At 68.8% G+C, this 25716-nt stretch carries 20 protein-coding genes and 2 pseudogenes; 5 read left to right on the forward strand and 17 right to left on the reverse strand.

Annotation, left to right across the window (positions count from 1 at the left end):
• Nucleotides 1–4 precede the first annotated feature (4 nt).
• From AB0F98_RS26085 to AB0F98_RS26105, 5 genes and pseudogenes are all read right to left on the reverse strand, one after another.
• Complete coding sequence (locus AB0F98_RS26085) at nucleotides 5–1360, reverse strand: ABC transporter permease (RefSeq protein WP_357740259.1); 1356 nt, start codon at nucleotides 1358–1360, stop codon at nucleotides 5–7.
• Complete coding sequence (locus tag AB0F98_RS26090) at nucleotides 1360–2292, reverse strand: ABC transporter ATP-binding protein (protein ID WP_357740262.1); 933 nt, start codon at nucleotides 2290–2292, stop codon at nucleotides 1360–1362. The genes AB0F98_RS26085 and AB0F98_RS26090 overlap by 1 nt, the downstream gene beginning before the upstream one ends.
• 243 nt (nucleotides 2293–2535) lie before the next feature.
• The gene (locus tag AB0F98_RS26095; RefSeq protein WP_357740264.1) at nucleotides 2536–2826 is read right to left on the reverse strand and encodes a hypothetical protein; all 291 of its coding nucleotides are present in this window, start codon (nucleotides 2824–2826) and stop codon (nucleotides 2536–2538) included.
• 179 nt (nucleotides 2827–3005) lie between these two features.
• Nucleotides 3006–3344, reverse strand: coding sequence for a hypothetical protein (locus AB0F98_RS26100; RefSeq protein ID WP_357740267.1), 339 nt, complete (start codon nucleotides 3342–3344; stop codon nucleotides 3006–3008).
• Nucleotides 3345–3507: 163 nt separating this feature from the next.
• Nucleotides 3508–3721, reverse strand: a pseudogene (locus AB0F98_RS26105) (ABC transporter ATP-binding protein); the annotation flags it as partial.
• Nucleotides 3722–3856: 135 nt separating this feature from the next.
• Between AB0F98_RS26105 and AB0F98_RS26110 the strand changes: the two are divergent.
• A complete protein-coding gene (locus AB0F98_RS26110; RefSeq protein ID WP_357740269.1) occupies nucleotides 3857–5119 on the forward strand; it encodes an ATP-binding protein in 1263 nt (420 codons plus the stop codon).
• A 546-nt stretch (nucleotides 5120–5665) separates the two neighbouring features.
• On the opposite strand, the gene AB0F98_RS26115 is transcribed toward AB0F98_RS26110, so the two are convergent.
• From AB0F98_RS26115 to AB0F98_RS26125, 3 genes are all read right to left on the reverse strand, one after another.
• A complete protein-coding gene (locus AB0F98_RS26115) occupies nucleotides 5666–6223 on the reverse strand; it encodes a dihydrofolate reductase family protein (protein WP_357740272.1) in 558 nt (185 codons plus the stop codon).
• 20 nt (nucleotides 6224–6243) lie between these two features.
• Nucleotides 6244–6480 carry a hypothetical protein gene (locus tag AB0F98_RS26120; RefSeq protein WP_357740275.1) on the reverse strand — a complete coding sequence of 79 codons (237 nt, stop codon included), beginning with the start codon at nucleotides 6478–6480 and terminating at the stop codon, nucleotides 6244–6246.
• Between the two features lie 126 nt (nucleotides 6481–6606).
• Nucleotides 6607–7452: a helix-turn-helix transcriptional regulator gene (locus AB0F98_RS26125; RefSeq protein WP_357740278.1), complete on the reverse strand. Its 846-nt coding sequence runs from the start codon at nucleotides 7450–7452 to the stop codon at nucleotides 6607–6609.
• 208 nt (nucleotides 7453–7660) lie between these two features.
• On the opposite strand from AB0F98_RS26125, the gene AB0F98_RS26130 reads away from it, so the two are divergent.
• Both AB0F98_RS26130 and AB0F98_RS26135 read left to right on the forward strand, forming a co-directional pair.
• A complete protein-coding gene (locus AB0F98_RS26130) occupies nucleotides 7661–8611 on the forward strand; it encodes an NmrA family NAD(P)-binding protein (protein WP_357740281.1) in 951 nt (316 codons plus the stop codon).
• A gap of 41 nt (nucleotides 8612–8652) precedes the next feature.
• On the forward strand, nucleotides 8653–9534 hold the full coding sequence (locus AB0F98_RS26135) for an MBL fold metallo-hydrolase (RefSeq protein WP_357740284.1): 882 nt from the start codon (nucleotides 8653–8655) through the stop codon (nucleotides 9532–9534).
• 238 nt (nucleotides 9535–9772) lie between these two features.
• On the opposite strand, the gene AB0F98_RS26140 is transcribed toward AB0F98_RS26135, so the two are convergent.
• Nucleotides 9773–12991, reverse strand: coding sequence for a S8 family serine peptidase (locus tag AB0F98_RS26140; RefSeq protein ID WP_357740287.1), 3219 nt, complete (start codon nucleotides 12989–12991; stop codon nucleotides 9773–9775).
• A gap of 335 nt (nucleotides 12992–13326) precedes the next feature.
• On the opposite strand from AB0F98_RS26140, the gene AB0F98_RS26145 reads away from it, so the two are divergent.
• Nucleotides 13327–14301, forward strand: coding sequence for a helix-turn-helix domain-containing protein (locus AB0F98_RS26145; protein WP_357740290.1), 975 nt, complete (start codon nucleotides 13327–13329; stop codon nucleotides 14299–14301).
• Nucleotides 14302–14436: 135 nt separating this feature from the next.
• Complete coding sequence (locus tag AB0F98_RS26150) at nucleotides 14437–15648, forward strand: HEAT repeat domain-containing protein (protein ID WP_357740293.1); 1212 nt, start codon at nucleotides 14437–14439, stop codon at nucleotides 15646–15648.
• Between the two features lie 243 nt (nucleotides 15649–15891).
• On the opposite strand, the gene AB0F98_RS26155 is transcribed toward AB0F98_RS26150, so the two are convergent.
• From AB0F98_RS26155 to AB0F98_RS26190, 8 genes and pseudogenes are all read right to left on the reverse strand, one after another.
• Nucleotides 15892–16686 carry a class I SAM-dependent methyltransferase gene (locus tag AB0F98_RS26155; RefSeq protein ID WP_357740296.1) on the reverse strand — a complete coding sequence of 265 codons (795 nt, stop codon included), beginning with the start codon at nucleotides 16684–16686 and terminating at the stop codon, nucleotides 15892–15894.
• Between the two features lie 1035 nt (nucleotides 16687–17721).
• Nucleotides 17722–18215 (reverse strand): annotated as a pseudogene (locus tag AB0F98_RS26160) (beta-ketoacyl synthase N-terminal-like domain-containing protein); the annotation flags it as partial.
• Between the two features lie 3 nt (nucleotides 18216–18218).
• Nucleotides 18219–19112, reverse strand: coding sequence for a dioxygenase (locus tag AB0F98_RS26165; RefSeq protein WP_357740299.1), 894 nt, complete (start codon nucleotides 19110–19112; stop codon nucleotides 18219–18221).
• The gene (locus tag AB0F98_RS26170; protein WP_357740302.1) at nucleotides 19109–20170 is read right to left on the reverse strand and encodes a maleylacetate reductase; all 1062 of its coding nucleotides are present in this window, start codon (nucleotides 20168–20170) and stop codon (nucleotides 19109–19111) included. The genes AB0F98_RS26165 and AB0F98_RS26170 overlap by 4 nt, the downstream gene beginning before the upstream one ends.
• Nucleotides 20167–21969, reverse strand: coding sequence for an FAD-dependent monooxygenase (locus AB0F98_RS26175; protein WP_357740305.1), 1803 nt, complete (start codon nucleotides 21967–21969; stop codon nucleotides 20167–20169). The genes AB0F98_RS26170 and AB0F98_RS26175 overlap by 4 nt, the downstream gene beginning before the upstream one ends.
• A gap of 828 nt (nucleotides 21970–22797) precedes the next feature.
• Nucleotides 22798–23757 (reverse strand): AraC family transcriptional regulator, encoded by a 960-nt coding sequence (locus AB0F98_RS26180; protein WP_357740307.1) that lies wholly within the window; start codon nucleotides 23755–23757, stop codon nucleotides 22798–22800.
• Between the two features lie 177 nt (nucleotides 23758–23934).
• Nucleotides 23935–24525, reverse strand: a complete 591-nt coding sequence (locus AB0F98_RS26185) for a hypothetical protein (protein WP_357740310.1) — start codon at nucleotides 24523–24525, stop codon at nucleotides 23935–23937.
• A 17-nt stretch (nucleotides 24526–24542) separates the two neighbouring features.
• On the reverse strand, nucleotides 24543–25037 hold the full coding sequence (locus tag AB0F98_RS26190; protein WP_355148022.1) for a hypothetical protein: 495 nt from the start codon (nucleotides 25035–25037) through the stop codon (nucleotides 24543–24545).
• Between the last annotated feature and the right edge of the window lie 679 nt (nucleotides 25038–25716).

Below are 25716 nucleotides of genomic sequence, written 5' to 3' on the forward strand. Positions count from 1 at the left end.
GGGATCATCCCTTCGTGGTGTGGAGCAGCTCGACGTTGCCGTCGAACTGCCAGAGCGGGTTCGGTGCGTCGCCGGTCGGCGTCTGCACCAGGAAGTAGCCGTTCACTTCCTTCGGTCCGTCGCCATCGGCCACGAACCGCCCGTCTGGGGTGACGTCGAGTTGGTAGATGGCCGACCCAGCGGCCTCGACGTCGGGGAGATGCCAGGAGACGACGCAGCGCCAGTCGTTACCGGGCCCTTCGGGGGCGAGCTTCCCGCCGCCCTTGTTGCACGTCGCCGTCGCCTTCAACTGCGCCTCGGTGACGGCGGGACGGTTGAGCTGCTCGGTCTGCATGCGGTAGAGGTGGGCGAACGCCGTGGCGACCGAGCGTTGCACCTTCTCCTGCTCGATCCCGGATCCGTTGGCCGGGGTCGTCACGGCGACCACCCCGACCGTCACGGCGAGCAACCCCACCAGCGGCAGGGCTCCGACGGTGAGCGCGCGGCGCCCGGAGCCGTCGTAGCTCAGGTTGGTGAAGGCGCGGCGCAGGAACAGCAGGTAGGCCAGGGCAGTCGCGGTCACGGCCCACACCAGGCTGACCACGATGCCGATCAGGAGCGGGCCGAGCTGCCCCGGGCTGGTGAACAGACCGTTCCAGGCGATGAAGGCAAAGCCGGGCAGTGCGAGGCGTACGGCGACGGGCAGCGGCAGCATCTGCGCGAGCTGCATCGCAAGCGCGACGAGCGCGGGCAGCAACAGCCCCATCGGCGAGCGTCCCAGCGCGACGGATCCGAGTAGCCCGACCGCGGCGAGGGCCAGGGTCGGGGCGAGCACGCAGACCCAGGCGAGCATTGTCGTCCCGGCGGCGTCCCCCGGGGTCAGCAGGTGGCCGTCGAGGCCGACCAGTGGCTGGTTGCCGACCGCCACAACCCCGCCGGCCGCGCTGGAACAGGCCAGCCCTACCACGAGCAGCAGAATGACGGTGAGGCTGGACAGCGCCTTTGCGGCGAAGATCCGTCGCGGTGACCGGACCGCCACGAGCAGGTGGCGCCAGGTGCCGAGCCGGTCCTCGGCGGCGAACACGTCGCCGGCGACCACCGAGGTCAGCAGCGGCAGCGCCCAGGTGCCGGCGAACCCGAGCGTCACCAGCGGTCCGGCCCACCCCGTGGCGTGCATCCACCGGCCGAAGAGAGTGTCGACGGGCAGAGAGCTCTGCTGGCTCACCGCCGCGACGAACAGCGCCGGCGCTATCCAGCAAGCGAGAACCAGCAGCCGGATCCGCCATTGCGAGACCAGCTTGACCAGTTCGAACCGGTAGCCGCGCGCCACCGAGACCCGGCGGGCGCCGACGGCACGGTCGGCAGCGATAGTCGCCGTCATCAGTTCTCCTCCTGCTGCTCGGTGAGGGCGAGGAACGCGGCCTCGAGCGGCGACACCACGGGTGCGAGCTCGCGCACTGCGACGCCCGCGTTCACGAGCCGCGCCACCAGTTCGTCGAGGGCGGACACCAACGCCCGTACGACGAGCACCTCGGCGTCCCGTCCCCCGGCCTCGTCGACATGAATACCGGCCGTGTCAGCGGCGAGTCGGCGGGCCGCCTGCGGGTCGGAGGTGCGCAGCCGATAGTCGAGCTCACGGTCCTCGGCGGCCAGCTTGCCCAGCGGGCCGGAGAAGACGACCCGTCCGGTGGCGAGGATGGTGACCTCGGAACAGAGCGCCTCGAGGTCGTCCATGCGGTGGCTGGAGAGCACGACGCTGGTTCCGTCAGCCGCGAGCCGGGTGAGGACACGGTGTACGTGTTTCTTGCCTGCCGGGTCGAGGCCGTTGGAAGGTTCGTCGAGCACGAGCAGCCGCGGCTTGGTGAGCAAGGCGGCGGCGAGCCCGAGCCGCTGACGCATGCCGAGGGAAAAGCCGCTCGCCCGGTCGTCGGCGACGTCGGTGAGCCCGACCTCGGCCAGCACGTCGTCGATCCCGGTCGTCCGCGCGTCCTGTCCGCGGAGAGCGGCCAGGGCGGCGAGGTTCTGCCGGGCGGTGAGCGAGGGATAGAGGCCGGGCCCGTCCACGAAGCCGGCGACGCCGTCGGGAGCCGCGAGCGCCCGCGCGAGCGGTGCACCCAGGATCTCGAGCCGACCGCTGTCGGCGACGGCCAAGCCCAGCAGGAGACCGAGCAATGTGGTCTTGCCAGCGCCGTTCGGCCCGACCAAGCCGTGAATCTGCCCCTGGGCCACGTCCAGATCGATGCCGTCGAGTGCGACCACATCGCCGAAACTCTTGGTGATCCCGCGAGCCCGGATTGCGAGTGGTGCGTCCATGAGCCCCTCCTTTCGTCGCCTTAGGCAACTTAGGGAGGACGAACGGCGCGGGCAGGGACGAATAGCTGAACGTTCATGGAACGGCAGACGACCAGAGCGCAGGGGTCGTGGACAGGTCCGCGGGTTCTCGCATCGGCGTCGGTCCTATTAGGAGTCACTTGGACGCCGCGGGTCGACCTCTCGGCCGACGGCAGCAGGCGATGAGAGCAGGGCCCGGCTCGATGGTGGTGAAGACCGCCGCGATCAGCCGGCGCGGCTGATCTTGAGAAGGGTCGCCATGTCGGCGACGCGGCGGGCCTGGTCGCGGGCCGTCTGCAGGGCCACCTCACCGGGCGCGCCGTCGCCGAATAATGGGAAGTGCCGTAGGGGTTGCCCGACTGGGAACTGGATCGGGTCGGGGTAGCAGGGAGCACGATGGTGCCGTGGTAGAACGTGTTCGTCAGCGCCAGGATGGGTCGCTTCCTGCCCGCCGTGGACGGTGCTGGAGTCGGTGAAGCCCGAGTACAGCTGGTCCGCGAGCTTGCGTTGAACCACAAGAGGCCTGTGGTGTCGATGGATGCCCTGAGCTGGCTGGCGGGGCTGCCATAGCGGGTAGGGGTACCGATCAGCACCGCGTCGGCCTACTCCAGGTCGTCGTGGCCGGCCTCGGCGACGTCGGCGGTGTCCATGAGATGTCTAACGAGCGGACCGGCGACGAGCCCGTAGCGGAACACTCAGCGCGTCGTCGTGCCGGGCCGCAGGTCGCCCATGGAGCCTGATCGCATCAGCACGGCGGTGCCGAGCAGATGCAAGGCACCGCCACCGATCAGCGCAGTCCGGCCGAGCCGGGACAGCACGGCGTCCGAAGCGAACGACGGTGAGCAGCACCGTGAGCATGACCAACAGCCCGAGGAACCCCACCGCAGCGACGGCGCCCCCGTACACGGCCCGGCCGAGAGCACGCAGCCGGCGGCCGACAGCAACAGCGCCAAGGCGGCCACCACCTGCAAGCCGGACTGCACACCGACCGCGAGCCCGTTGACCGAGCAAAAATCCCGGGTTGCGCCGCGCAAGCGGCCGGCAGGTACAGCGTCTTCCCGACAACGAGCGCGCCCCCAACGACGAGGGAGACGACGAACGCGGCGGTGAACGAAGCCCCACCATCCGGAGCGCCGAACATCGCCACCGCGGCGGAGGGCGCCGTACCGCGGCGTAGCTCCACCCTCAGCGCGCGCCTCACCGCGGCACCGTCCGCGCGCCGCGCAGAACCGCCGTAGACCCGGTCGATCGGGGAGTCGCCGCTGTCGCCGTCCCCACCGGCGGCGATCAGCTCGTCGGGGAGGCCGGTGAAGTCCAGCCGACCGCCGTCGACCAGGTTGACGCGGGTGCACGCCACGACGTCCTCGACCAGCGGCGTGTTGACCGGAACTACAGCGTCGAGGCCCAACTCCGCAGCAGTGTCCAAAGCGTCGGCGAGTGGCCCGCAAATCGAACACAGATTACCCCGCATTCCGATCACGGATAGTGCCGCATACCGAACGCCGACTGCTTCGCAGATCGAAACCGTGTCGGTTATCATGACGCCGTGCCCACACCGCATCTCATCCCCCGCCGCGCCGCCGCGCAGGTCAACGACGCCCTGGCCGACACCCGCGTCGTGCTGATCAGCGGAGCACGTCAAGCAGGCAAGAGCACCCTGGTTCGCATCGTCGCCGGTGATCGTCTCGCCGAGCGCCGTGATCTCGACCGGGCACAGGACCGCGCCGCGGCGCTCGCCGACCCGGTCGGCTTCGTGGACTCGCCCGAACTCCTGGTCATCGACGAGATCCAACGCGCTCCAGAACTGTTGCTGGCCATCAAGGCAGCCGTCGACGAGGATCCCCGTCCCGGCCGGTACCTGCTCACCGGCTCGTCTCACCTGTTCGGCATGGTGGCCGCCCCGGACGCCTTGCCCGGCCGGATGGAAACCGTCGAGCTCTGGCCTTTCTCTCAGGGCGAGCTCGAGGGAGCACCGGACGGATTCATCGATGCCGTCTTTGCGCTCGGTCCGGACCTGCGACACGAGTCGGAGGTGACCCGCGCCGACTACGCGGCTCGGATCGTGCGAGGCGGCCTACCCGAGGCCACGACCCGCACCGACCCACGCCGCCGCCAACGGTTCCTCGACGCCTACGTCCAGGCGCTCATCGACCGCGATGTGCGGCAGCTGTCCGACATCCAACACAAGGGCGAGCTACGCAAGCTGGTACGCCTCCTCGCGACCAGGTCCGCGACCATCATCGCCGCCAACTCCCTCGAATCCGCCCTCGGACTGAGCCGGCCAACGATCGCCCGCTACCTCCAAGCCCTGGAAGAGATCTTCCTGATCAAGCGGATCCCCGGCTGGTCCCGTAACCTCGGCACCCGCACCACCGCCGCGCCAAAACTGATCTTCGTCGACTCGGGCATCGCCGCCAACGAGACCGCGACCGATACCCGGGCGCTGCTCCGGCCGGGCGCGCCGTTCGGGCCACTACTCGAATCATTTGTCCTGTCCGAGTTGTCCCGCCAGCTCACCTGGTCCGAGCAGTTCGTCGACCTGTCCCACTACCGCGACCAGAGCAGGTACGAAGTCGACGCGGTGCTCGAAAACAGATCCGGGCGCGTCGTCGGGATCGAAGTCAAAGCAGCCACCACCGTCGGACCGGGCGACTTCCGCGGGCTACGCCGACTCGCCGACCGCCTCGGTGACGACTTCATCGCCGGCATCGTCCTCTACACCGGCACCTCGACGCTGCCGTTCGGCGACAAACTACGCGCCCTACCAGTCAGTGCCTTATGGCAGATTCCCGCCCCGCCAGCAGTCTGACCTCGCCCACCCCGCAGGTCGCTCGCAGTTGGTGAGGGCCCACCAATGTCCGAACGATGTGGTCTGCCGATCTTCGGCAAACAGCGCACATCATCGAAGATCAATAATGTTTCGTCCGCATACCTACCGTCGGCGCCGCCAGCGGAAAACCACGGAACGGCCATCCGGGATCGCTGCGGCCGGTCGTGGTTCTGACCATGGCGGTCCCAACTCCGACGCGGTGTTCGTGACTGAGCGCCGTGTCTGACGAGGACTTCCATCATCATGTAGGCGTTGAAAATGTCGGACATGCTCGGCTGAGCCGGGGTTTGAGTCGGCGTTTCTCAGCGTTGTGTCAGTGGCGATTTCGTATTGACCTGTCGAAATTCTCATGATCTTGGCCTGGCCGTGTTCCGGCGAGAAGGTTGGCGAATCCACGGAGTCCTCGACCGGCTCTTCGAAGAGGTCCTCGCGTTGGGCGCTGCGCGGCGAGCGCGAGGAGGACGCCGCGCTCCCGGTGAGCTGGCGGCGATCTGTAGAGCGCAGAGCTGACTGGACTCCTGTGATTCAACGCGCGCGGCGGTAATGCATGGCCACCGCGCCGTTGCGGAACGGCTCCGCCGAGAGCAGCTCGAGTTCGCGCGTGCCGGGCAGCCCGCCCTGGTACAGCGTCGGGCCGTGTCCGGCGATCCTGGGATGGACGAGCAGCTTGTACTCGTCGATCAGGTCCAGCCGGTCGAGCTCGGTCGCGAGCTTGCCGCTTCCGAGGAGGACCCCGGCTGGGGTCGCGTCCTTGAGCTTCTGCACGCCCTCGCGTAGATCGCCGGCGATGTGGTGGCTGTTGGTCCACGGGAAGTCCCGGCGTGTCGAGGACACCACGTATTTGGGTTTGGCCTCCAGCTTGACCGCCCACTCCCGAATGGCCGGCGGCGCCTCTTCGTCGCCGCGGGCGACGGCCGGCCAGTAGCTTTCCATCATCTCGTAGGTGACGCGACCCCAGAGCATCGCCCCGCCCTCGTCCATGAGACGGGTGAAGTGGGCGTGCGTCTCGTCGTCGGCGATCCCCTCCTGGTGGTCGACGCAACCGTCCAGGGTGAGGTTGAGGCTGAAGGTGAGGATTCCCATGGCCGGCGAGCCTAACGCCACTACAGCGTGCCGGCACGGAGGCTGATCACGTTTTCGCTCAACGCTTCTCCTCCGTTCGTCAGATCGGCGATGCCGAACCATGCGGCCTCGACAGCCAGACTCGCGTCGATCGGCCACGGACGCCGGTACCCGGCCAGGAATCGCACGTTATCCAGCAGTACCGCGCCGTAGCACGTCTCGAAGTCCCAGCCGCGCAATCCGGCCAGCTCCGCCGTCCGGCCGAAACCCTGCTGCACCAGCGGATCTGCCGACCGGCGCCCAGTGCTTGACGTCCCATCACCGTGACCCGGTCGTCCTGATGACGCATCAGCAGATCCGGAAGATGGCGTCGCAGCCCCGATTCGGTCTGCTCCTGGGGGCGGTCAGGTGAGTGTGTCGAGCAGCTGAAGACGTTGCGCCGACGTGGTGCCGTTCTCCGCGCCGCTGAAGATGATCCGCACCCCGGGGTCATCGGTCAGCCGGACCACCTCCTCGTTCAGGATCATGCTGCCGACCTGTGGATGGCGGTATTCGCGTACCGAGTGCGCGCAGTCGCTTACCGGATGCTCGGCCCAGATTCGGACGAAGTCGGGGCTGTGGACGCTCAGCTGGCCGATGAGTGCGTGTAGCTCCTGGTCGTCCGGGTATTGGGCGGCCGCGTGGCGTAGATAGGCGGTGATGTCCCTTGCTTGCGCTTCCCAGTCTGGGAAGAGGTCCCGGGCTGATGGGTCGAGGAACGTGATCCGGGCGATGTTGGGCTGCGGCTCACCGGACCCGCTGTTCGGTGCGGGCAGTCCCCACAGGGCGTAGCCGAGCCGGTTGCCGCCCAGCAGGTCGGCGTGTCGTCCCACGATGATCGCGGCCTGGGCGGCGGCCGCGTCGACGAGGGCCTGGACTGCGGGGCGTACCCGTTCCGGCTCGCCGGTACGGCGGCTGGTCCGTTCCGGCCGGGCCAGCCGGACCAGGTAGGCGCGCTCATCCGGGGCGAGTTTGAGCACGCGCGCCAGGGAATCCAGGACGGAATCCGAGATCTGGTGGCTCTCCCCCTGCTCCAGGCGGGTGTAGTAGTTCACGCTGATGCCTGCGAGTTGGGCCAGTTCCTCACGCCGGAGACCGGGCACACGGCGCTGGCCCCAGGAGGGCACACCTGCCTCCTGCGGAGTGAGGGCCGCCCGTCGGCTGCGCAGGAACGCGCCCAGTTCCGTCGACGACGACCAGGTGCCGTTCATCTCTCCAGTGTCACCGCGTATCGGGTGCACTGCCTGCCCATGTCGTGGATACCGTGGCATCTCGTACCCGGAGCCCTGCGATCGTCGACCGGGCGGCCACGCGAACATCCGAGCGTCCTGATCATCCCGCTCTGTCGGCTTTCTGTGGTCGCTTGGGTATCCACGGCATTGTCTGGTTGGCCCTCCCGGGCCGTCTCACACTGGCGATATGAACGATTCGCGCTCATACACCGGCACTTCCGCAAGGCACGTCGAGGCGGAACCGGATCTTTTCGTTGTCACCGCGTCCACCAGCGCCACCGGTTCAGCCGTGGCACGGGCCCTGCTGGACGGCGGATCGACAGTGGTAGCTGTGGGACGCGAGCATGACCGGCTGCGTCCGTACGCCGACTCCGGCGCCCTGACCTACCTCAGCGCGCTGGATGACCCGGACCGCCTCACCGCGCTCATGGCCAACGCCACCGGCGCGTTCGTCATGATCGCCCCGGGTTTCATCCCGGACAGCCCGGACTTCCAGGCCTACCAGCGGGCCGTGATCGCGGCTGAGGCGCACGCCGTACAGACCGCGCACCGTCACGGTCGGTTACGGCGTGTGGTGACCCTCAGCGGCTGGGCGGCCAACTACGGCGAGGCACGCGGGCCGGTATGGGGGCTGAGGCAACTTGAGCAGGCGATCGACGCCACGGGCGTACCGGCGGTCCACCTGCGGGCGGGATCGTTCATGGAGAACCTGCTGCCCGACATCGCCGCCATCCGGGCCACCGGCGCCACCGGCGGGCTGATTCCCCCCGACCTTCCCCTGCCGATGATCGCCACCGTGGATGTCGGCCGCGTCGCGGGCGAGTTCCTGCGTGGCGACCGCCCGTTCACGCCCGGGCCGGTGGAGGTGGTCGGCCCGGCCGACCGGACGCTCACCGAGGCCACCCGACTGATCGGCGCGGCTATCGGCGTGCGGGAGGCCCGGTACGACGTCCTGACCGCCGACGCCGTACGCGCCGGGTTGAAGGCCAACGGATTCTCCGACCACATGGCTGCCGCCATGGTCGACATGACCCTCGACGTGGCGGAACGCCGTATCCGCGTGCACCGCCCCGAAGGGACGATCACCACCGCGACCACCCTTGAGGAATTCGTCAGGGCAGCCGTCACCGCCGAGTGAACACACCCCAGACCCTGAACAGCAGAAAGCGGAATCCACCCATGCTCAGTCAGCCGACACAGGCGCCCGGCTTCCAGCGGTTCCGCATCGGGAACCGCCTGATCACCGCCCTGTACGACGGGTACGTGCCCATCCTCGCCGCGGACCTGCGAGGCATACCGGCAGAGCAGGTACGGGCTCGTCTCGCGGACGCTCACCTGGACGCGGAAGGCGACCTGTACACCGCGGTCATCGCCTTCCTCGTCGAGGAGGACGGCCGGTACGTCCTCGTCGACACCGGCAGCGGCGCGACACTCGGTCCGAACACCGGCCACCTGCTCGACAGCCTGTCCGCCGCCGGCGTCACCCCGGACGACATCGAGCACATCCTGATCACGCATCTGCACCCCGACCACTCCGGTGGACTCGTCACCGCGGACGGCGACGCCGTCTACCCACGCGCCACCGTCCACGTCGCATCCGACGACGTCGGGTACTGGCTCGACCGGGATCGGACCGGACAGGCCGAGGGCGTCCAACGCGACATCCATCAGGCGGCCACGGCCAGCCTGGCCCCGTACCAGCGGGCCGGTCGGCTGGACGCCTTCGAAACCACCAGCGTGCTGCCCGGCGTGCGGGCGCTCCACCAGCACGGCCACACGGCCGGCCACACCGGTTACCTGTTCGGCGACGGCGCGGAGACGGTGCTCTTCTGGGGAGACCTCGTGCACAGTCACACCGTCCAGCTGCCGCATCCGCAGGTGTCCATCGCGATCGACAACGCACCGGAGCTCGCCGTGGTCGCGCGAAGCGACGTGTTCGAACTGGTCACCGAGCGCCGCTGGTGGGTGGGGGCAGCCCACCTCCCTTTTCCCGGTGTGGGCCACCTGCGCCGCGCCGACGGCGCATACGCCTGGGTTCCCGCTCACTTCCGGCCCCTATAGGTGTGCCCTTCGAAGCGACGACAGGGCCGTGAACCTCCGCTGCTGGCGGCGCACGGCCCTTCACGTGAGGTGCTCGGTGCCGCGGCCCTCCCCCAGGGCAGGCCCACGCGGTGGCTCACGGCAAGCGTCGGGGCGTGCGCGGGCCGCAGGCTGTGATTTCCGCTGGGTTCTGCGGCGGCCGTTGCGGTGACCCGGGCCCGAGCGGCGTCGTGAGCTGCTCGGGCCCGGGTCACGTGGGTCACCGGGACCGTACCCCGTAGGCGCGGTAGACGATCTGCGTGACCTGGTTGCCGGCCCGGTCGGCGAGGGTGACGCGCAGCGCGACGTAGCCCGCGGCGGCCCGGTTCTCGACCATCACCTTGCCCAGCTGCCCCTCAGACCTGGCGGTTACCACGAGTGGCTGCCAGGTGCCGCCGTCGTTGTAGGACACCTCGACCTGCTTGACGTGGGTGCCCGCGGTGCCCCCACTGGGCCGGCCTCCGACCCCGATCAGCACCTTGGTCCGCGACCCCTTGACGGCCTGGTTGTATCCGTCGAGCCCGACGGCGGTCAGACGGGGCACGATGAGCGGGTTGTCGACGTACGAGTCGGTGCCCTCGGCGGTGAACCGCCACTCTGTGTCAATCCTGTTCGACAGGGTCGAGAAGGGCACGTCCCGACTGACGCTCGCCCGCAGGCTGTACGTCGACTTTTCGGTCGGCAGCCCGTACGCGTAGCCCCACTGGTCGGCTGGCCACTGGGTGATCTGCTGGCCGTCCCGGCTGAGGGTGAGTGTGCCTGACGCGGGGCTGAAGCCGAAGGTGTGCGGCTCGGCGTCGATGAACCATGGGATGCTCGGGATCGACATGAAGTCTTCGCGACGCGACCCGGTTGAGCTGTCCAACGACGGCCCGAGGATCGCGTTGTTCCAGGTCTCCTCGCTCTCCTGGTCCAGGCTGACGGTCTTCGTCGGCGCGAAGATCCAGTCGCCCCCGATCCGGATGTCGCTCTCGTACTGCCCGGGTGAGCGGTATTCGATGACGGTCGACGGATAGCTGACCGGGCCCTCGAAGGACAGCGTGGGCAGGCCACTGTCGCTGACCATGCCGACCGAGGCGAAGCCGCTGGAGGCGACGCCGGGAGCCTTGAAGTTCGTGACCACGCGGGCCAGTTCCTCCCTCGCCACCGTCCGCGTCGGTTTCGTCGGTACGCCCTTACGGACGTCAGCGATGCGGTAGTAGTACGGGCTCGGTGACTGCGCGCTCGATCCCTTCTTGTCGAAGACCGCCCGGGCGTTGTAGGTGACCGCCGGGTCGTCGAGCGGGAGCACGTAACTGGCGCCCTCCAGGCCGAAGGCGCCACCGTGCGCCAGACGCGTGCCCGCCACGTCGAGGGTGAGGTCCACGGAGGTCATGAGGTGCTCGGCCGAACGGTCGGAGACGTCGAGCCGGACCTGCTTACCGAGGCGGGCGTCGACGGTCACCGGCAGGATGGCCGTCTCGTCGGTCACCGTGATCGGCACGATCCCGTAGGTGAAGGTGACGTCATCCGGTCCGCCTGGGTAGACCGTGGTCAGCAGGTAGTGCCGGCCGGCGGGCAGCAGGGCCCGTGCCGTGCCTCCGGCGACGCTCAGCCAGGTCATCTCGCCGGTGTCACCGTTCACCGCGGCGACGCCGCCGTCGGCGACCTCGCCGAGCCGGTTGACCAGGTTCACCGAGACGTCGTAGCGCGCCTCCTGGTGGTACGTCAGGGCCGTCCGTGCGACCTGCGTCCCGTTGACGGTGGCGGTTAGCGCGCCGAGGTAGTAGGCCTCGTCCTCGCCCTGGCTGCCCATCGTGAGGGTAACCGAAGCGCTGCCTCCAGCCGGTACCTCCAGACGGGAGGTGTTCAGCGTGACCAGCGCGCTCGGCACCGACGACACGGCCAGGTCAAGCACGGCCGAGGTGCCCCCGTCATTGCGGTAGCTGACCGTGCGGGTTACGGGGGTGGTGGGGCGGGGCCAAGGCTGGTTGACGTTGACGGCACCGACACTCGGAGTGACCTGAGCGGCGATCGCCCGCGCGAGGTCCACCCGGCCGGTCCCGTACCGGGTCGACGGTGTGCTCTCCCAGGAGATCCCGGCCGCGCTGCTCGTCAGGGCCGCCTTGAGCTGTTGACCGGTCCAGTCGGGGTGCTGCTGGGCCAGGATCGCCGCCGCGCCGGCGACGTGTGGAGTGGCCATGGAGGTGCCGCTGAGCGTCCCGTAGCCGCCGCCGGGGACCGCCGCGGTGATGTTCACGCCAGGGGCGCTGATCTCCGGCTTCAACGCGGAGTCACCGGTGCGGGGGCCGCAGCTCGAGAAGCTGGCAATGTAGTCGTCGGCGGCGACCGCGGCCACGCTCAGCGCCGCGTCGGCGGTGCTGGGTGAGCCGACCGGATGGACGCCGTACACGCAGCCGTCGTTGCCCGCCGCGACGACGAAGAGCGCCCCGGTCTGGGCCGACAGGTCGTTCACCGCGGCTTCGAGCGGGTCGACACCGGGCGTGTCGATGCTGCCAAGGCTCATGTTGATGACCTTGGCGTGCACCTCGGTCGCCGCCCACTGCATACCGGCGAGGATCGCCGACCAGGGGCAACCGTCCTCGCCGCAGACCTTGCCCTCGGCCAGCTTCGCGCCGGGTGCCACACCCTTGAGCGACCCCTCGGAGGCGGCGCCGCTGCCCGCGATGGTCGAGGACACGTGGGTGCCGTGACCGATGTGATCGTCCACCGTGCCCTCGCCGACGAAGTCGGCGGAGGCGACGACCGCGTCCTTGAGGTCGGGGTGGTCGACGTCGTAGCCGGTGTCGAGAACCGCGACGGTGACACCGGTGCCGGTGAGCCCGGCCTGCCAGGCGGTGGGGGCGTTGATCTGGGGCACACTGCGGTCCAGCGACACGGCTATCTTGCGGTCCAGCCAGAGCTTGCCGAGATCGCCGCGCAGTCGATGCGCCGACTTCTCACCGCCGGTGACGGTGCGCCACATGCGGCCGGTGTCCTTCGGCGCCACGCGCACCGCGTTCAAGCCGAGCCGGGGAAGCGTACGGGTGGTCCGGGCGGTGTCGGAGAGCATGGCCCGCAGCATGTTGGACCGCTCGGCCGTGGCGGTCTTGCTGTACTGGGTGAGCAGCGGCAGCTCGCCGCCGTCGGTGGTGGTGGTGTTGTCGATCAGCGCTCCCAGGTCGAACAGCTGGGGGTCCAGACGATCGGTGGCGAGCAGGGTCAGCGCGTCGGAGGGGATGACCGAGACGCCGCCGTCGCCAGACGACCGGGTCAGGAACGTGATGTCCTCGCGCCCAGGGCCGGGGGTGACGCGGTACGAGGTGATCCCCTTCGGCCCGCGGGTGATGGCCACCGTGTCGCCGGTGACCAGAGCCACCGTGTGGTGTTCGAGTTGCTGCGGCGCACCGCCGGATGCGGCGACCGGCCGGGGTACAGCGACCGCCGGCGCTGGGGTCACGGCCGCCGAAGCGGCTATCCCCACCACCGTGAGGGCACCGGCTGCCACCCTCCGGGCGACATTCCGGGGCGACCGAGGTAGGTACACAGACATCGACCCTCTCTTCAGCTGACGAGCCCTGATCTGTCGTGACGTCACGACTGGCACCTGCCGACGACGTTCCGGCCGGGTCCTAGCGGAGATGAGCTCGGCAGAGTGTCACACTTGGCACCACCCCCGGCTAGATCACTTTGCGGCGCAGATGCGCCCTGACTCAGGTGCGCCATCATCCGTTCACCGCACCGCTCACCGCCGAACCGCCGCGTCCTGCACCCGCCCGATGGGAGGTTCCCACCTTGCTCGAGTCCGCCGGACTTAATGCTGCCGAGGAGTCGACCTACCTTGCGCTGCTGCGGCACGGCGCAGCCACCGTCGATCAGCTCGTCAGGCGCACGGGACGTGCCGCCACGCAGGTCAGCCGGGCGGTGACCGGTCTCCAGCGCAAGGGAATGGTGCACCGCACGCCACCACCGCACGGCCTGGTCGTGCCGGTTCCGCCCGACGAAGCGATCGACCAGCTGATCCAGCGCCGGCACTCCGAACTGGATCGGGTCCGCGAGGCGGCTCACACGCTGGCGGCCCAGACCCGCGACCGCACCGCCGGACGGCGTACCGGTGAACTCATCGAGATCGTCCAGGGCCAGGCGAGCGTGCAGCGCGCCTTCGACCGGGTGCAGCGGGTCGCCAGGGCGGAGGTACGACAGCTGGTCGCACCCCCGTACGCGGCCGCGAAACAGGTCAACAGCGTGCAGATGGAACGAGCGTCGCAGGTCACCTACCGCGTCGTCTACACGATCGAATCCCTCGACGACCCGGCCATCCTGGCGGCAACCACGGAGCACGTCCGTACCGGCGAACTGGCCCGCCTCGCGCCGACCGTGCCAACGAAGCTCGCCGTCGCCGACCACACGCTTGCGCTGCTTCCCCTGGTCTGGACCGACGCCGCACAGGACGCGGCGGTGCTCGTACATCCATGCGCGCTACTCGACGCGCTCGTCGCGCTCTTCGAGGGAGTGTGGGCCGCTGCGACCCCGTTGACGCTGTCCAGCGCCGACGAGCCCACCGCCCAACGCGAGATTTCCGACGAGGACCGCAAACTGCTGTCCCTGCTGGTCGCCGGGATGACCGACGAGGCAGCGGGGGCTCGCCTCGGGATGAGCCGCCGCACCGTTGTACGCCGGATGCAGCACCTGATGAAAACCGCGGGGGCGCAATCGCGCCTGCAGCTGGGGTGGCGTGCCCACGAGCGCGGCTGGCTGTCCAACACGTAAGCCCGGGTGGTCATCGCACGAAGGCCCACCAAGAACAACGGCGGAACGTGGAGGACCCCGGCGGCGGTTGCGGCTGCGGCGAACATCGAGGGGTACCCCATGGTGGGTGGGTTCGCCTTGTGGAGAATGCGGCGGGTGCGACTTGATCTGGACAGCATCGACTGGGCGTCGTTGACGCACGCGTACGGGAGTGCCGAGGACGTGCCTGACCTCATCCGTGACCTGCGGTCATCCGACGCCGAGATCCGTAGCGCGGCGATGTACGAGTTGTACGGCAACATCTATCACCAGGGCACCCGCTACGAGGCCACCGCATTCGCGGTCCCGTTCCTGCTGGAGCTGCTGGCCGACCCTGCCACGCCCGCCCGGAACGAAATCATTCAGCTGCTCTCCTGCCTCGCTGTCGGCTACCCGCCTTACGAGATACCCGCCAGCGGCTTCCCCATCGCCGAAATCCGCAATGACGTGGCCCAGGTCCCCGAGGAGACGTGGCGCCGCTGGTCGCAGGCGATGAAGGATTGGTACGAGGCCGTTAGTACAGGGCAGAGGCAGCCGCTTCCGCTCACGAAGCCCGAGCGGCGCCTGTTCGAGACCCGGCACACGCTCGCCGCATACGACGCCGTCCGGGCCGGCGTTCCGTTGTTGTTGGCATGCCTGGCTGACCCGGACACCGCGGTGGTCGGGGAAGCGATCCACGCCTTGGCTTGGTTTTCGGAGGAGATGACGTCGATCCGTCCCCGCCTGCTCGAAATCGCCTCCGACGGCAAGCGCCCGGCGCAGCTGGTGGGAGCGGCGCTGCTCGCGTTGGGACTGGTCGGCGGTCCGGTGACGCCGCCTGTAGCGGACCTGCTCGACAGGAACCTCGCCGGTACGGATCCCGACCTGAGGTGGGCAGCTGCTGTGGCCTGGGCACAGTTGGCTCGCGAAGACGCGCCGGACTCGGCGATAGCCGTGCTACGCGGATGGGCAACCATTCGCGAACAGGACACCGGGCAGACAATCTGGTCTGAGAGCCCCAACTACGTGGCACTCGAGGTACTCGACGCCTTCGCCGCGCCGGTGGCCGAGCAGGTGCGGTCGGAACTCGTTGCGGCGGTGCTCGCCGAGCAACCCACGTCGAACTGGCACAACCATTTCAACGTGGTGCTGGGGAGCGCGTTTCCGCAAATGGAGGCGGATCACGGCCGCGGCTTCGAGGAACTGACGGCGGCGCAGCGGGCGGTGGTCGCCTGGCTCATCGACAACCCGCATGTGTTCGGCTCGTCGGGGCCTCAAGGCCCGCTCCGCCAACACGGCCTGCCCACGACTCACGAGGCGCTACGCGCTTACGCCGGCCTGGACGGCTAGCGAACACAGCGGGCCGAAGGAACACGCTGGCCGCCGCCGACATGCTTCCCGATTCGCCAGTGCCTGCTGATCGCCCTGAACGGTGCGAGTGCTGCCGATCCGCGCGTGCGCGACGGCGGCGCAGCACGACGTCTATCAGCTACGCGAGTCAGGCACGCGGGCGGTCCGCCAGGTCTGGCCACGACTGCGCAGCTGGTAGCACCGGCCACCGGGGCACCAAGCAGGGGTCGAGGACGGCATCGCTCAGGCCTCCCCCATCGTGCCGACACTCGACTCGACAGCGCCGCCCGGCGTACGCCCGACGGCGTACCGGAACGCGTTGACGAGGCGGTAGCCCCCGGACGGGGTCCGGAACCGCCGGGCGGCGGCGATCACCGTGGGTGCCACGGTGACCGTGGTGGCTGAATCTTCGCCCAACAGCACGCCCTGGACGAGCGCGTCGTCATCGGGTGCGTGCCAGGGGACCTCGACGAGCCCCGCGAACACGACGTCGAGACCCACGGCGCCGAGCAGCTCGCCGAGACCACCAGGTTGCCATAGTCCGCCGACGGGTCTCGGCTGCTCGCCGGCAGCGTACGCGATGGCGTCCTCGATCGTGTTCAGGTCGTTGCGGGCGGTCTCCGCCCAGTTGGAGATCGCGACGAGGCCGCCGGGCGCCGCGACGCGGACGAACTCGGAGAGGGCGTCAAGGATGTCGTCGGCAAATTGCAGGGCGTTGAACGACGTCACCAGGTCGAACTCCCCGTCCGGCCAGGGAAGCTGCTCAGCATGGCCGAGCCGGATGTCGGCCCCAGTCGCCCGGGCGCGGGCGATCTCGACCATGCCGGGCGCAGGGTCGACGCCTGCCGTCGAGGCCCCGAGCCGGTCGAGGTACGCGAGGAGTTCGCCGCTGCCGCACCCCACGTCGAGCACGCGCGAGCCCGGACCGATCCCGCTCGCCTCGACCACGGCCCTCCAGGCGGGCTCGGGGAACCCGCCCCAGAGCTTCGCCCAGCCCGCGGCGACGGCGGACCAGCTGTCCAGATCCGTTCCGCCCATCCTGCTCCTCCATAAATTGACCGGGCGCATCCGAGCGGTGTGTCAGCCCGAGTTCAATTCCTGACCCGTTTTCCGCGCCGCCTTTTCGACGCTGGCAGGCGAGAGCCGTGGCTCAGCCGCCCAGCAAGATCGTCACGCAGGACCCGCCGGTAGTAGTCGTCCCGATGACTTCGGTACGACCAGCAAACCTCAGATAGGCGTTCATGCCCGAGTGGTTGGCAAAGGGCTATCCCGCCCGTAATCACGAAGCCCGATCCTGGCTCTCGCACGATGTTACCGGGTGGCCGACTTGGTGACGGTCACATTCGTCGACGTTGCGCTATCGTGAGCGCCACTCACGGCTAATATGCCGGCGCCCTTATTGGACTCGCCGAAGGCCGAGCGCATCCCGTCGGCGGACCGGCTGTCACCCGACAAGCGAGGGACGGGCAGGTCGCGAACCGGCCGGTCTACGTCATGGCGGTCACCGTCCACCGGCACCGGGACATCCTTGGGGATCTGGGCCCGCGACGGTGGCGAGGGCGCGAAGCAGTGGCTCCACGTGCTCACCGTTTTGGAGGAAGGATCCCGTTCGTCGGCGTGCCGATCGCCATCGGCAACTTCATCTACGACATCAAGGAGGGCAAGTCACCCAGCCAGGCGATCGTTTCCGGGGCCTTGAGTACGACCGCAGGCACGGCAACCGTCGCCGTCGTCGGCACGGCTCTCGGCGGTGCCGCAGGCAATGTGCCGGGTGCCATCACCGGAGGCCTGGTCGGACTTGGTGTCGGCACCCTCTCAGGCCTCGCCGTCGACGCGGCGTGGGAGAAGTGGATGCCAAGCGGGAATCGAGGAGCTCATGGACGACGCGTTGCGGAAGGGCTGGCACGCTGTCACCCCAGGCTGACCGCGCCGGGAGGTAGACCGCCGACCGACGGGTCACGAAGCCCTCTCCGCGATGATCGCGCCAGCATGACCGCACAGGTCAGCGAAGTCCTCGAGCCGGACACCGCTGTCCAGTCTGGCCAACGCTTCCGACTGGTTGATGAGGATCGACGAGTCGAGACCCGTCCGTTCCGGGTTCATCCGCGGGTTCGCCAGCCGCCAGCCCAGGGTGGTGGACACCAGTGCCGCGTCGCCGGCCGGATACGCCTTGTCCGGCTTGGGTAGCACCCAGGGCACCCGGCTCATTGACTCCACACCCCCGGCCAGCACCACGTCCGATTCGCCGAGGGCGATCTGCCGGGAGGCAACGATGGCGGCGTCCAGACTGGAGCCGCACAACCAGTTCACGGTCGTGGCCGGCACCGAGGTTGGCAGTCCGGCCGGCAGGCCGGCCATCCGGCGACTTTGCGGTTGTCCTCCCCGGCGCCGTTGGCGTTGCCCAACACGATCTCGTCGACGCGGTCCGGTTCTAGCGCGGGCGCCCGTTCGACCAGCGTCCGCAGCACGTGCGGCGCCAGGTCGTCCGGACGCACACCGGCCAGCGCACCGCCGTACTTCCCGACGGGGGTTCGTACGGCGTCGTACAGGTAGACGTCGGCGAGAATCCGTCAGCCCTCCTCGCCGATTGCGGCCGCGGGGGCAAGAACGATGTCGAACCACACCCGTGACCAGGTGTCGTCTCCCAGCTCGCGACCATCCGGGGTGGGGGTGCCCGCAGGCTGGGGCTCGAAGTCCATGACCAGCGAGTCCCGTACGCCGAAGACGCTGTCGCGGTCCAGCACCTCATCCCCACGAACGAAGATGTGTGTCACGAGGGTCCTGAATCCCTCCGCCTGGACCATGAAGTGCAGGTGCGCCGCCCGCATGGGGGACCGGCCGGTGGCGGTCAGCAGCTGGCCGACCGGGCCGTCGTCCGGGATCGCGTACGGCGTCGGGGCGATCCCCCAGAAGCGGTAGCTTCCGTCCGCGTCGCTGTACAGGTGGCCACGGGCGGCGACTCTGTCGTCGCCGTACTGGACGTCGTAGAGGCCGTCCTCGTCGGCCTCCCAGACCTCGATCCGTGCATGCGGCACCGGTTTGCCGTGCGTGTCGGTGACCGTGCCCTCCACCCAGCACGGTCTCCCGGATGCCCCGGCCGCGATGTCACCGCCGAGTTCGATCTCCGGCGAGCCTTCGACGAAGAACGGACCAAACACCGTCGCCTCGGTGGCGTTGCGGTATGCCTCGTTGTTGACGGTGATCGTTTGCATCGAGACGCCCAGGACGTCGGAGAGCAGGATGAACTCCTGCCGCCGGTCGTCGGTTATGTGCCCGGTAGCGGTGAGAAACTCGATGGCACGCTGCCATTCCTGCTCGGTCAGCCGCACCTCCCGCACGAAGGCGTGCAGGTGCCGGGTCAGCGCCTGTATCAGCTCCATGAGCCGTGGCTCCGGCGTGTTGTCGAACGACGCGACCACGCGTTCGACAAGCTGTGACTCGCGGTTCTGCTGCTCGATGCTCATCGAGTCTCTCTTCCGTCCCAGGCTCGTCGTAGCAGGCCCTCAAGGTTTTCCCTGTTGACCGGCGTCGGGTTGTTCGGCGGCACGGCCGCTAGGACAGCGTCGACGGCAGCCGGGATGTCGGTTTCGCGCAGCCCGTAGTCCCGTAGGGCGCGAGGTGCTCCCACCTGCTCCCGCAGGCGCTGCAGCCCGTGCAGGGCGGACGTCTCGCCGAAGGCCGCCGCTATCCGCTGCTCGGTGTCGGGGACTGACGGCGCGTTGAACGCAAGGACGTACGGCAGCACCACGGCGTGGGTCTGCGCGTGCGGAAGGTTGTACATCCCGCCTAGCACGTGACAGATCTTGTGGTGCAGCCCGGAGCCGGCCGAGGCGAACGCCACTGCGGCCAGGTAGGCCCCGTACAGCGTCTGCTCGCGCCCGTCGATGCCCTGGGGATCACGCACGACCTCGGGCAGTCCCTGACGAAGGGCACGGATGCCCTCGATCGCGAGCGCCTGGTCGATCGGGTCAGCCCGTGGCGCCCACATCGAGTCGACGCAGTGCGCCAGCGCGTTCAGCCCGGAGGCCACACTCAGCGGCACCGGCAGGGACAGCATCAGGCTGGCGTCGTAGACGACGGACTGCGGCAGCACGCGGGCGTCGACTCCGGTGATCTTGCGGCCGCCCTCGGTCAGCCCCCAGACATTGGTGGCCTCCGAGCCCGCGTACGTGGTCGGAACGGCGACGATGGGCAACCCGGTGGTCAGCGCCACTGCTTTGGCGAGGCCGGTGGTAGAGCCGCCGCCGACACTGATGAGGATGTCGACGTCGTGCTGCTCGGCTGCCCTGCGGGCCCGCTCGGCAACGTCGATGGGCACATGCATCACCACCTCGGTATGGCGCACCGCGGCCGGCGCGGCGGCCACCATCAGGTCGGCCAGCGAACCGTCGGCCTCTGCGGCGATCACCATCGGGCGGGCGGCGCCGAGCCGAGCAACCTCGTCGGCCACGTGACCCGCGGCCTGGTACGACGCGAACACCACCCGCTGCGGCAGCGCCTCATGGGTGAAGGTGACTCTCATGCGCCACCACGGCGGCCGAGGATCGCGGACATCGCCTCATGCAGCACCCGTTCCGGATCGGCGGACATCCGGATCGACCGCCAGCCGATGTGCTTGTCCGGGCGCACCAGAAGGGCACCGTCCTCGTCGACCTCCCGCACCCGCGCCCAGTCGTAGTACAGGTCGGTCACCTGACGCCCGGGGCCGATCACCACGGCTTCCAGCGGCACACCGAGTTCCTGGCCGACCTTCTCGGCAGCGGCCACCCACGGCTCCCCTGCGATGCCGGTCAACAGCGTGAACCGGGTCATCGGCGCCAAGTCGAGCGTGGAGACCTTGTGCTGGGCGTCGCCCACCCAGACGTGCGGCAGTCGGGATCCCGGGACCGTGGATGTCTCGTAGTACAGCTCCGGATCCCGCGCGGGTTCCGGCCGCCGAGTGCCGTCGGAGATCACCGCGTCGGAGTCGTAGAACTGCCCCAGCTCGACACCGTGGGCGTTGAACTCGTAATTCTTCAGCTCCATGGCCGACACCAGCGCGGCCCGCTTGGCCGCCCCCTCGGGGGTGTTGGCTTTGCGCTCCTCGATGCGCTCGGCCATCTCGGCCTCGTCCTTGGCGTCCATCAGGCCGAGTACCTCGAAGAACTGGACAAACTCCCGGCTGGACTTGTTCGCGCGCTGAACAATCTGCTTAGCCACCGGCGCCCGTTCCGCCGAGTAGGTCTCCAGCAGTGCAGGCGCGGCCTGCCCACGCAGGACGGCGGCCAGCTTCCAGGCGAGGTTGTAGGAGTCCTGGATCGAGGTGTTCGAACCCAGTCCGTTGCTCGGTGGGTGGCGGTGTATCGCATCCCCAGTACAGAACACCCGCCCCGCCTGCAGATGCGTCGCGTACATCTCGTTGTTGCCCCACAACGACGTGCCGGTGATTTCCACCTCTATGTCCGGCAGCCCAAGCAGGTTACGCACGATCTGGACGGCGGCGGCCTCGTCGACGGCCGGTGGAGGTTGGCTGATGTCATAGCCCCACACGATGAGCCACTCGTTCCACGGCCGGACCATGCGCACCAGCCCGGCCCCGATCCCGCCGACGTTCGAGCCGGGCTGGATCACCCAGTAGAGCACCGACGGTCGATGCCTGGAGTACGCCGAGATGTCGGCCTTGAAGGTGATGTTCATCGAGCCGGCGATGTCCATCGCACCCTCCATCGGAAGGTCGAGGTCTGCGGCGACCTTGGAGCGGGCGCCGTCGGCACCAATGAGGTACTTGGCCCGGATCGTGTACTCCTCGCCGGTAAGGCGGTCTCGAACCTCGACGTCGACGCCATCGGCGTCTTGCCGGTGCCCCAGGTACTCAGTGGAGAACCGGGCCTGAGTACCACGCGCTGCGGCGTTACGCACCAGGATCGGCTCCAGATAGGTCTGGGGAATGTCGACCGGCAGGCACGGTGACGCGAGTTGGTAGTCCGCCCGTCGGGCGGGATGCGTACCCCAGGTGAGGATCCGTCCGATTTCCTCGCCGGCGATCGAGGTGCAGAAGACGGTATCGCCCATCAAATCGTGAGCAGTGGCGTCGGCGAGCACCTGATCCTCGATGCCCACATCCCGGAAGATCTCCATCGTGCGCTGGTTAGTGATGTGCGCCCGCGGCGTGTTCGCTGTCCACTGGTACTTCGTGATCATGATGTTCGGAATCCCCAGCGTGGACAAAAACAGCGCCGCTCCTGCCCCTGCGGGGCCGGAGCCGACGACCACGACATCGGTCGTCACCATCGGTCCCCGGGGGAGCTGCGTCTCGGCCATCCCGTCGTTGAGCTCCACCATCAGTCAGCCCCTTCCACTGCATCGACTTGTGGCTCGGGCCACGTGCGCGAACAGTGTGTCGCGATGCTCCTCCACCTCGGCAAGTGCGAAGGCGGTAACACGGCGGAAATACGAAGGTGTGGCGGAATTCAGAGAACTAGGCAGTGACTAGAAGTGCGTGTAGCCATTCGTTGATCGCGTGGTCGAAGGCAGGTGGTCGGCGGCCGGCGGAGCCCGTTGGCCCGCCAGTGGGCGTCCTGGTCGACCTTGCTCGGGACGCAAGCCCTGATGCCACGGCGGCGCAAGTAGGTCCGGTTGGCGCGGGAGGCGTAGGCCCGGTCGGCGATCACGCGGTCGGGTCGCACGCGGGGACGGCCGACACCGAGAGACAGGGCACCCGGATGTCAGCCAGCACCGCGGCGAACTGCGGGCTGTCACCGCCATGCCCGGCGGTCAGCAGCATCGACAGCGGTAGCCACCCTGCTCACAGGCGCAAGGTGTGGCTTGGTGCCCCACCCGCCACGCGACCGGCCAAAGGCGCGGTCGCCGGGCTCGGCGCCCCGCCGGGCAGCTCGATGTCCTGATGCGGGCACCGACGTACACCGCCACCGGATGCCGTCAATCAGCTGCCGCTTGATCCACTGCGACGGTCGGCCCGGCCGCTTACCCGCAGGCAGCAGCGATTCCAACACCCTCCACTGGCCGTCGGTCAGATCGTGCCGCCTCATCACCGCTATGGTGGCCACCGAGGTCTCCGGTATTCAGGTTCTTCTCGGTCGATGAACCTCTACTGGAGACCTCGCTCTCTACCGATCCACCGACACGCCGCACCCGACTTCGAAACACTGCCTAGCCGAGCCGGCGCGCCCGGGCCTGCTGGCGCAGGTCCGTGGCGCGCATACCGAAGCGCGCCCGGAATGCCTGTGCGAAGTGGGTAGCCGAGCCGAAGCCGCAGCGTGCCGCGGCCTCACCGACTGGAATCTGTGGCGAGGACGCGAGCAGCGCACGGGCCCGTTCCAGCCGACGCGCCAACACGAACTGCGGAACAGTGGTGCCGGTGGCGGCGAACGCCCGGGAGAGATGGCGCTCGCTGATACCGATGCCGGCGGCGATCCGGGCAGCGGTCAAGCCACTGTCGGTTAGGTGATCCTCGATGAAGGTGCGCGCGTTGGCCAGATGGACCGTGCCGAGGTCGATCGGACGGCTGCCCGTCATGCTCGCGAGCAGGTCGAGCGCGATTCGTTCGTCGAGGGGTTCGCCTCCCTCGGGACGCAGGGCGCGGTCGATCAGCCTCGCGAGAGTCCGGGCCGCCACATCCCCTCTGTTGAAATCGCGCACCAACGGGGTGCTGAGCGAGCCGAGGCCGGTCAGATCCCGGAACAGTGGCCGCGGTACCGCGATCGCGAATTCCTCCAGATCACGCGAGAAGCCGCGCATGAAGGGACGATCTGCGTCGCAGATCAGGACCTGTCCAGGTCGCAGGGTGAGCACGCCGTCGTTGTGGTAAAAGAACGCCTCCCCCACGAGCGTCAGGTGGACCGCGACCGTGTCCGCTGGATCCTTGCGGATGACTTCGGCCGGACGTTCGACGACGTGCGGGTTGCAGCGGACGCGGGCCAGATGCATCTGCTCGAGCTGAAGGTTGAGCGCGGACGCGTCGAACGGCATCTCGCCCAGCGTATGACACCGCAGGCCGAACATCGCCTGCGAGCTGTGGTCCTCCCACAACGCGATCCTCTGTGCGCCCGGGAGCCCCACCGTGCTGAAGCTCATCGGCCGGGCCGTCGCCGAACCGGTTGTCACGGTCACCCCCGACTACGTTCGGCCTCGAATACTACAGCCATCAGATTGTGATACAGGGCACACCGGTCAGGCGTTGATCGTCGCGAATCCCCTCAGCCGGGCCCACCGTTAGCGGCGGGCCAACCTGAATCTTACAAATGTGCGGTCATCCCCATCTAACCTATGAGCTCTGGGACCGATCGGTCAATGTTGATGGTCAGCGGACCAGCTGGTGAAAGCCGGCAACAACTTTTCTGTAATACCAATTACCTCAAGACCGGCGTTTCGGTTGAGGAACGTGAAGGCATTCTCCACCTGCTCATCGTCGGCATAGCGCAGCCAGGTGGATTTTCTCAAGCAGAAGTTCGGACCCCTCGCCTTGGACATCGACGAGTGGCCCTTGACGCCGAGCTTCTTCGCCTCGTTGTAGAGCTGTTCCTTCGTCCGCCCCTGGGCGCCGCAGTGCGAGCGCTTACCGCCCCGGTGCCCGGACGACACGTCCTTACTCGAGGAGCGGCTCGCTGTGTGGGCCTCGCCGGAGCGCGCCCGCTCCTTGTCGACCGTACGGGCGGAGATCTCCTCGGCTCGATCGGGCGACTCGCCACGCTTCTTCGCGCTCGCCTTGATGTGCTCGTACTGCCGTTCCCTCTTGGGGCTCGATCCTGCCGGCATCGCCTGCCTCCGGTTCGTCGGTGCGGAGCGTTCACGGCGCCCGTCCGGCGGGCGCGCCGCCGACCGGGTCGCCGGGCTCACGCGACCGAGGTGCCCCGAACCCCACGCGGCGAAACCGGTCACCCAGCGGGGACGTCGGCTCAATCGGGAAGTGGCAGCTCGACCGGCTCGGCCGGGGCGCCGGCCGGCGCGGAGTGCTGCGGCGCGGGGCGGGGCGGCAGTCGCGAGTGCCGGTGGTGGCGCACCGCCACCTCGCAGGCGACGAGGCGGATCGGCGGGGGCGGCGTGGCGAAGGGGCCGGGACCCCAGCGCACCCAGAGCGCGACCCGGCCGGCGTCGCACTCGGCGAGCAGCTTCTCCACCGTACGGCGGCGGTCGGTGCGGTCCACCTCGATCACGACGGGACGAGCGCCGGTGCGCGCGCAGGCGACGTCCACGACCGAGTGCCGGTCCTGGTAGGGGGCGGGCAGCGGGACGACACTCGCGGCGCGCCGGTAGACCCGGAAGCCCTGGGCCTCGCCCCAGCCGGCGACGGCGTCGACGAGCAGCGCGGTGACCTCGTCGGTCGACCGGTCCACGAACGTGAGCCGGGCCAGGTGTGCCGCCAGCGAGGCGGCGAGCGCGTCGTCGTCCACCGTCCGCCCCGATCAGACCTGCCGTCGCGCCGAATTCTAGGCCACCGGCGGATTCCCACTCGGCGGCCTACCGGAAGCCGGCGTCGCGGGCGAGGAGGGCTGCCCGGACGCGGTCGGAGACCCGGAGCTTGGCGAACACCGCGGAGAGCTGGTTGCGGGCGGTCTTCTCGCTCAGGCCGAAGCGCCGGGCGATACGGGCGGTGACTGGACAAGAGGCTGATGTGAGCCAGACCACCTCGAAGCGGCTGAAGACGCGGCAGGAACTCGCGCGGCAACTCTGGGAGACCGTGACACTGCTGGCGATCCTGATCTGCCGCCCGAGAGCGTTCGAGTGTGCCGAGTTCGACGTGATGTTGCGCGAGGCGCGCGCCCAAGGTGCACGACTGGCTCGTGAACTATGTGGTGAAGAGGAGTCCGCACTCCGAGGAGCTGCGCGTGGCCTGGTTCGCCGATCCGGGTCCGGTGGTCGCGAGTGCCGGCTGGGCGCTGACCACCGAACGCGTGGCGGAGAAGCCAGGGGCGTCGACCTCGCGGGCGTGCTGGACGTCATCGAGGCGGAGATGAAAGACGTACCGGATCGCCTACAGTGGGCGGTGAACCATGCCTGGCTCGGATTGCGATCACGCATGCCGAGCAACTGCGCTCACGCCATCGACTTCGGAGAGCGACCCGGCCGTGA

It is taken from the genome of Micromonospora sp. NPDC023737, from assembly GCF_040639715.1.
In the GTDB taxonomy this organism is placed as follows: domain Bacteria; phylum Actinomycetota; class Actinomycetes; order Mycobacteriales; family Micromonosporaceae; genus Micromonospora.

Bases quoted from the DNA above. Each gene is read 5' to 3' on its own strand.
- AB0F98_RS26085 (WP_357740259.1), bottom strand. From the start codon at position 1,360: ATGACGGCGACTATCGCTGCCGACCGTGCCGTCGGCGCCCGCCGGGTC.
- AB0F98_RS26090 (WP_357740262.1), bottom strand. From the start codon at position 2,292: ATGGACGCACCACTCGCAATCCGGGCTCGCGGGATCACCAAGAGTTTC.
- AB0F98_RS26115 (WP_357740272.1), bottom strand. From the start codon at position 6,223: ATGGGAATCCTCACCTTCAGCCTCAACCTCACCCTGGACGGTTGCGTC.
- AB0F98_RS26125 (WP_357740278.1), bottom strand. From the start codon at position 7,452: ATGAACGGCACCTGGTCGTCGTCGACGGAACTGGGCGCGTTCCTGCGC.
- AB0F98_RS26130 (WP_357740281.1), top strand. From the start codon at position 7,661: ATGAACGATTCGCGCTCATACACCGGCACTTCCGCAAGGCACGTCGAG.
- AB0F98_RS26135 (WP_357740284.1), top strand. From the start codon at position 8,653: ATGCTCAGTCAGCCGACACAGGCGCCCGGCTTCCAGCGGTTCCGCATC.
- AB0F98_RS26155 (WP_357740296.1), bottom strand. From the start codon at position 16,686: ATGGGCGGAACGGATCTGGACAGCTGGTCCGCCGTCGCCGCGGGCTGG.
- AB0F98_RS26165 (WP_357740299.1), bottom strand. From the start codon at position 19,112: ATGAGCATCGAGCAGCAGAACCGCGAGTCACAGCTTGTCGAACGCGTG.
- AB0F98_RS26170 (WP_357740302.1), bottom strand. From the start codon at position 20,170: ATGAGAGTCACCTTCACCCATGAGGCGCTGCCGCAGCGGGTGGTGTTC.
- AB0F98_RS26175 (WP_357740305.1), bottom strand. From the start codon at position 21,969: ATGGTGGAGCTCAACGACGGGATGGCCGAGACGCAGCTCCCCCGGGGA.